The 5,987-nt window shown below is 37.1% G+C and carries 8 protein-coding genes; all 8 read left to right on the top strand.

Annotation, left to right across the window (positions count from 1 at the left end; genetic code table 11):
- Window positions 1-87: 87 nt before the first annotated feature.
- The 8 genes from KKD20_05315 to KKD20_05280 all read left to right on the top strand — a co-directional run bounded on the left by KKD20_05315 (window position 88) and on the right by KKD20_05280 (window position 5,976).
- A complete protein-coding gene (locus KKD20_05315) occupies window positions 88-375 on the top strand; it encodes a type II toxin-antitoxin system RelE/ParE family toxin (GenBank protein MBU4332508.1) in 288 nt (95 codons plus the stop codon).
- Between the two features lie 391 nt (window positions 376-766).
- Window positions 767-1,252 (top strand): GNAT family N-acetyltransferase, encoded by a 486-nt coding sequence (locus tag KKD20_05310; protein ID MBU4332507.1) that lies wholly within the window; start codon window positions 767-769, stop codon window positions 1,250-1,252.
- A gap of 180 nt (window positions 1,253-1,432) precedes the next feature.
- A complete protein-coding gene (locus tag KKD20_05305) occupies window positions 1,433-1,654 on the top strand; it encodes a hypothetical protein (GenBank protein MBU4332506.1) in 222 nt (73 codons plus the stop codon).
- Window positions 1,648-1,917, top strand: a complete 270-nt coding sequence (locus tag KKD20_05300) for a type II toxin-antitoxin system YoeB family toxin (protein MBU4332505.1) — start codon at window positions 1,648-1,650, stop codon at window positions 1,915-1,917. Before KKD20_05305 ends, KKD20_05300 begins: the two co-directional genes overlap by 7 nt.
- Window positions 1,914-3,713, top strand: a complete 1,800-nt coding sequence (locus tag KKD20_05295; GenBank protein ID MBU4332504.1) for an alanine--tRNA ligase — start codon at window positions 1,914-1,916, stop codon at window positions 3,711-3,713. The genes KKD20_05300 and KKD20_05295 overlap by 4 nt, the downstream gene beginning before the upstream one ends.
- Before the next feature lie 8 nt (window positions 3,714-3,721).
- Window positions 3,722-4,315, top strand: coding sequence for a hypothetical protein (locus tag KKD20_05290; protein ID MBU4332503.1), 594 nt, complete (start codon window positions 3,722-3,724; stop codon window positions 4,313-4,315).
- Window positions 4,312-4,593, top strand: a complete 282-nt coding sequence (locus KKD20_05285) for an STAS-like domain-containing protein (protein MBU4332502.1) — start codon at window positions 4,312-4,314, stop codon at window positions 4,591-4,593. The genes KKD20_05290 and KKD20_05285 overlap by 4 nt, the downstream gene beginning before the upstream one ends.
- A 486-nt stretch (window positions 4,594-5,079) precedes the next feature.
- Window positions 5,080-5,976 (top strand): transposase, encoded by an 897-nt coding sequence (locus tag KKD20_05280; protein MBU4332501.1) that lies wholly within the window; start codon window positions 5,080-5,082, stop codon window positions 5,974-5,976.
- Window positions 5,977-5,987 lie beyond the last annotated feature (11 nt).

Below are 5,987 nucleotides of genomic sequence, written 5' to 3'. Positions count from 1 at the left end.
TAGACGCTTTTAGAGAATCAAAAAGAGAAAAAGGCATTTCTCTGGCTCAATTAAAAAAGAAATATTGTCTTAAATAATGATGTTAAAATGTATAAAGTTGTTTTTAAATCCAGAGCAGAGAAAATTTTTGGTAAACTGGACAGAAAAATCCAACAACAAATAGTGGTTGAGATAGAAAAATTAGCCCAAGATCCTTTTTTAAAAAGTAATGTCAAAAAAATTTCTGGTACAGAATACGGCTATAGATTAAGAATTGGGAGATGGAGAGTTTTGTTCTCTCTTTATGCTGACAAGAACTTAGTAGAGGTGATTGATATTTTTATGGAAAAAAGCAAAAAAGATTATACAATAAGAAAAAGGTTGTTTGTATTTTAATTATTCAATATTTTTTAACTTGACTTTATTTAGGTTTTGGTTTAAGCTGGTTTGTGGTTTTCGGTGAGGATAAAGGACACCTTGTAATTTATCATTTACTATTTCCCTATTTATCATTTGACGCGCCGTTGCGTTTCTTTATTAAAAATCAGAATTTGACAAAAACAAAATTGTCAGCTATGCTAAAATATATGGAAATCAAACAAACAATTGCATATTCAAGGCGACGCCAAAATTTAAAGACAAGTTTGAGGTCGTTTGTTAGTGTTCCAAATTTTAGAATTTAAACAAAGTTTATAAAATTAAACCTTGTCAAATGGCCTCAAGTTTATTCTCGAGGTCGTTTTGTTCATTCGTAAGGTTTTAAACAAACTTACAATTGGAGGGTGTCATGGAATCCGAAGTGGTAATTAGGCCGGCGCGCCAAGAGGAATGCGTAGAAATAAGCGCCATTATTATCGAGGAATCCAAAAAAAGCCCAGTGCTTAAAAGAACGCCTGAAGAGATAGCCGCTCTTCTAGCTAATTATTTTGTCGCAGTTTACAGTGATGAAATAATCGGCACTTGCGGTTTCAAAATTTGGCCTGGTCGGCAACCAGAAATTATTTCTCTCGTGGTTAAGGAGGAGAGGCGGGGCAATGGAATCGGTTCGCGGCTTGTTCAGGTCTGTTTGCAAGAGATTAAAAGTCGAGGATTTAGCACCGCCTTTACCTTCAGTACCAGGCCAGGGTTTTTTGAGGAGCTCGGTTTTCAACGCGTCGACCCTAGATTCTTTCCGCAAAAAATTTGGGAGGATTGTCAATTTTGTTCCAAAAATGCTGGTAGTCCGGTTAGTCCCAAATGTGATGAATCTGCCATGTATTTGATTATGAGATAATTCAATGTTAGCGGGAGCGACAACCTCACTCCCGCTTTTTTATTTTTATCCAAATCCCCAGTGACTAGTTGCCAATGACCAGTGACAAAATTAACCTTGCCAAAAACCCCATCCCAAGCTATAATAAAAACAATATTAAAGTAACTTGCAATTTTTTATAATATTATCTATCATATAAATATGCTCAAAGTAAAAACATTAGAAAAAAAGAGAACCCTAAGCTTATCACGGGAAGTAGAACTTCTTCGTTCTGTTGTAATTGGTTGGGTAGGCCGAGATCCAGAAGGCGAGTATAATCCAGAATTTGTCCAAGAAATTTTTGAATCTGCCAGCGATGAGCCAATTTACAGCTTTCAAGGCAAAAATTCATTTCTTCAAACTTTAGAGAACGAAATATGGTGAAATTGGTTTATGGTAAAAAGTTTTTAAAGTCCGCCAAAAAATTACCAAAAGAACAAAGAGAAAAACTCGCTGAACTGCTTGAAGTATTCGAGAATAATCCTTTCAATCCAATCCTGCATTCCAAAGCATTAGCCAGAGAACTAATCGGATTTTACTCATTTAGGATTACTCGTGATTGGCGGGTAATTTTTCGATTTATTACTGCTTTTGAAATTCAACTTATTATAGCGGGACATAGAAAAGATATTTATAGAAAATTATGATCACAGCCAAAGAGTTACGCCAAAAATATCTCAAATTTTTCCAAGAGCGGGAACACGCAGTCATCCCGTCCGCTTCTTTAATTCCCGAAAACGACCCAACTTGTCTTTTTATTTCAGCAGGCATGCATCCGCTTGTGCCTTATCTTTTAGGTGAGCCTCATCCCGAAGGCAAACGATTGGCCAGTGTTCAAAAATGCATTCGGACTGGTGATATTGATGAAGTTGGTGATGCTCTGCATCTGACATTTTTTGAAATGCTCGGCAATTGGTCGCTGGGTGATTATTTTAAATCCGAGGCAATACAGTGGAGCTGGCATTTTTTAACTTCCAAAGATTGGCTGGGATTAGATCCTAAAAAAATCTATGTCAGTGTGTTTGCTGGTGATGAGGACGCTCCCAGGGACGAGGAATCAGCAAAAATTTGGCAAGGTGTTGGTGTTTCTCCTGAACGGATTTATTACTATGGCAAGGAAGAAAACTGGTGGGGTCCGGCTGGCAGGACTGGTCCTTGCGGTCCGGATACGGAGATGTATTATGACACCGGGCGCGAACCCTGCGGACCAAACTGCGAACCAAAATGCAATTGCGGAAAATATTCTGAAATTTGGAATAATGTCTTCATGCAATATAATAAAACCAGTGATGGCAAGTATGAAAAACTCAAGCAACAAAATGTTGACACTGGCATGGGACTGGAACGAACCATTGCGATTTTAAACGGTAAATCCAATGTTTTTGAAACCGAACTTTTCGAGCCAATCATGAAACAAATCAATGATTTGAGTTCTGAAGTCATTGAAGGCGACAACCTTAAATCGGCTCGAACTATTGCCGACCACCTCCGTGCCGCCACTTTTATTATTGGTGATGACAGGGGAGTAGGGCCGTCAAACTTAGACCAGGGCTATGTGGTTCGCCGTTTGATTCGTAAATCTATTCGTCATGGCCGCTTGCTTGGAATCAAAAATGATTTTACTAAAAAAATTAGCCAAACATTGATTGATATGTACAAAGATGTCTACCCCGAACTCAACCGCAATAAAAAATTTGTTTTAGAAAATTTAGAAATTGAAGAAAATAAATTTACCAAAACCCTACAAAAGGGCCTTAAAGAATTTGAGACTATTGCCTCATCTGAAAAACTCAAACAAACCATTAGTGGTGAACAGGCTTTTGAATTATTTTCCACTTATGGTTTTCCCTTAGAAATGACTCAAGAGCTTGCTTCCGAGCAGGGTTTGCAAGTGGACACTGATGGTTTTGAAAAAGCTTTTAAAAAACACCAGGAGCTTTCCCGCAAGGGGTCAGAAAAAAAGTTTAAGGGGGGCCTGGCTGATCAGAAAGAGCAAACTGCCAAATTGCATACGGCCACGCATTTATTGCATCAGGCCTTGCGCCAAGTCTTGGGCGACCAGGTGAAACAAATGGGCTCTAATATAACAGCTGAACGTTTGCGTTTTGATTTTCCTCATCCGCAAAAAATGACTTCCCAAGAGCTTAAAAGGGTTGAGGATATTGTTAATAAGAAGATTAAAGAAGACATCCCAATTATTTGCGAAGAAATGACTGTTGACCAGGCCAAGAAAAAAGGAGCCATTGGTTTGTTCGAGCACAAGTATGGCGGCAGGGTTAAGGTTTATTCGGCCGGTGATTTTTCCTGTGAAATCTGCGGCGGTCCTCACGCCACTTCTACTGGCGAACTTGGGCATTTTGAGATTAAGAAAGAAGAGTCATCCAGCGCTGGGGTGAGGAGGATTAAGGCGGTGCTGGAGCAAGATAGCAAAATTATAGTATAATAAAAATAATGCAAGATAATATTCAAAAACAGAATACAAAACAGCTGGTCTATAATTGGATAACCGCAAACACCGGAAAAGCAGATATTCCAGATGATTATTATTGTGAGAGCCGAGATATTTTTCAGGCTCGACTTGATTCAATGCTTCTGAATTTACTAAGCGGGGGGATACCAGAAGAGAGTGCCTATATTATTTCCGCTATAGCTGGCGAAATAGGCAACAATTCTTTTGACCACAATCTTGGTAGTTGGCCTGATATAATGGGTATATTTTTTGCCTACGATGTTATTGATAGTAAAGCTGAAATATTTTTAGCTGATAGGGGCCAGGGCGTTTTCAATACTTTAAAAAAAGTGAAAAAGACTCTTACAACAGACACTGAAGCTTTACGAGTTGCTTTCACCGAAAGAATATCTGGTCGTACCCCGGAGAACAGGGGTAATGGTTTAAAATTTGTCAAAGAAAGCGTCAAGGATAAAAAAATGAACCTTATTTTCATGTCTGGGAACGCTCAAGCAGAATTAAACGAAGAGATGACAATAAAAGAGATAGACAAAAATATCAGCGGATGTTTAGCAATATTAAAATATAAATCATGAAAATTAAGATAGTAAAATTTGGCGACATGCTAATTTCTCGTCCAGCTGGCCGAGAGGCCCTTTTAGCGATGAAGGCCTATACGATAAAAGATATTGATAAAGAGGAAGAGATTGAGATTGACTTTGACGGAGTTAAAGTGCTAACACCATCATGGGCCGATGAGGTAGTTACAAAATTAGCTCAAAAGTTTAAAAAAGTGAAATTAGTCAACACTGATAACGCAACCGTAAAAGCAACATTAAAGACCTTGCGGGAGTATTCTGATTTGAAGATATAGGAATGTTAATTTTTGGAATAGAAAAACCTCAAATTTTTGTTGGGGATTTTTTATTATTGGCTAATATTAGTCAGAATATAATTTTATTAAAATTAGGCACTGTCCTTAAATCAGGGACATGAAAACCTTGATTTACTGCTAAAATTACATTAAAATTAGTGCTTAATGCCTGCATGCAGGCTAAAATAACATTAATCATTAATTTTACTGTAATTATGCCAAAAAAAACTTTGTCCAAAATGCTCGTCAAATTCAGTTGTTAAGCATGGTTTCAAAAAGTTAAAACACGGTGACAGGTATTACAAATATCAAAGATATTTATGCAAAGATTGCGGTCATAAATTTTTAGCTGATCAAAATCAAAATAGATCCCGTTACAATAGCGTCGCTTTCCAAGCCAAGATAACCTACGAATATCTACTTAATCGTTCTCTGCGGAAAGTAAAAACCTCCAAAGCAATTGGCAACGCCAGTAAGGATAAAATTTTGCAAACCGTATTATCTGTTTCTTCCAGACTGCCAGAGCCATACGAAATTAATGAAGGACTTGGTATTCAATGGTCAGGCAGATTTGCATTGGACGCAGTATTTGTAAAACTACAAGGTAAATCTTATCCAGTATTTCTTTTATCAGATTTTAACAGCTTGGATGTCATTGATTACCACATTGCCCTAAAAGAAAATTACTATTCTTGGAAAGCATTTCTACTAAAGGCAGTTAAGAGAAATAATATTAAAACGGTTATTAAGTTTTTTGTTTCAGATGGCAAAAAGGGCTTACACCAGGCACTTTCTGAGCTATTTCCAGATACTCCAGTACAAGTGTGCATCAGTCATAAGCTAAGGAGAATTCATCAGATCATTCCCCACATTAGAGGAGATGGGTACGATAAATTATTCGCTCGTTTAGCTCAGTTATCTATCAACGCGCCAATAAAAGAAATGGCTGATTCTTATCTAAACATTTTAGTTGCATTTAGATACTCAACCGAATATAATTCTTGGCCAGAGGACAGACAGAACAAACTGAATAAAATCATTGGGGCATTAAGATTTCAGAAATCAAAGTTGCAAACCAGATACAGTTATCCAGAATTAATCTGTGACGATATTACTACTAACCACTTAGAGGGAATCAATGGTTTTTTAAAAGAGCGGTTAAAGCTGATGAGAGGAATTAAGAATCCTGATAACTTTTATTTATACATTAAATTATTAATCCACTATTACAGGTTTCACAAGTTTACTTCCAGTAGATTCAAAGCAAGAAATGGGTGTTCACCAATTAGTTTAAATGGGATGGAAAATTCTAAAGGACTAAACAGAATTAACAAAGGAAACCAACCATATAGTTGGATAAAAAATTTACTTCCATGTCCCTAATCGAGGGACAG

It is taken from the genome of Patescibacteria group bacterium (assembly GCA_018896645.1).
Taxonomy (GTDB): Bacteria; Patescibacteriota; Patescibacteriia; order UBA2591; family JABMQE01; genus JAHIMF01.
This window is presented reverse-complemented; position numbering and strand designations above follow the sequence as displayed.

Bases quoted from the DNA above. Each gene is read 5' to 3' on its own strand.
- KKD20_05295 (MBU4332504.1), top strand. From the start codon at position 1,914: ATGATCACAGCCAAAGAGTTACGCCAAAAATATCTCAAATTTTTCCAA.
- KKD20_05300 (MBU4332505.1), top strand. From the start codon at position 1,648: ATGGTGAAATTGGTTTATGGTAAAAAGTTTTTAAAGTCCGCCAAAAAA.
- KKD20_05315 (MBU4332508.1), top strand. From the start codon at position 88: ATGTATAAAGTTGTTTTTAAATCCAGAGCAGAGAAAATTTTTGGTAAA.
- KKD20_05305 (MBU4332506.1), top strand. From the start codon at position 1,433: ATGCTCAAAGTAAAAACATTAGAAAAAAAGAGAACCCTAAGCTTATCA.
- KKD20_05290 (MBU4332503.1), top strand. From the start codon at position 3,722: ATGCAAGATAATATTCAAAAACAGAATACAAAACAGCTGGTCTATAAT.
- KKD20_05285 (MBU4332502.1), top strand. From the start codon at position 4,312: ATGAAAATTAAGATAGTAAAATTTGGCGACATGCTAATTTCTCGTCCA.
- KKD20_05310 (MBU4332507.1), top strand. From the start codon at position 767: ATGGAATCCGAAGTGGTAATTAGGCCGGCGCGCCAAGAGGAATGCGTA.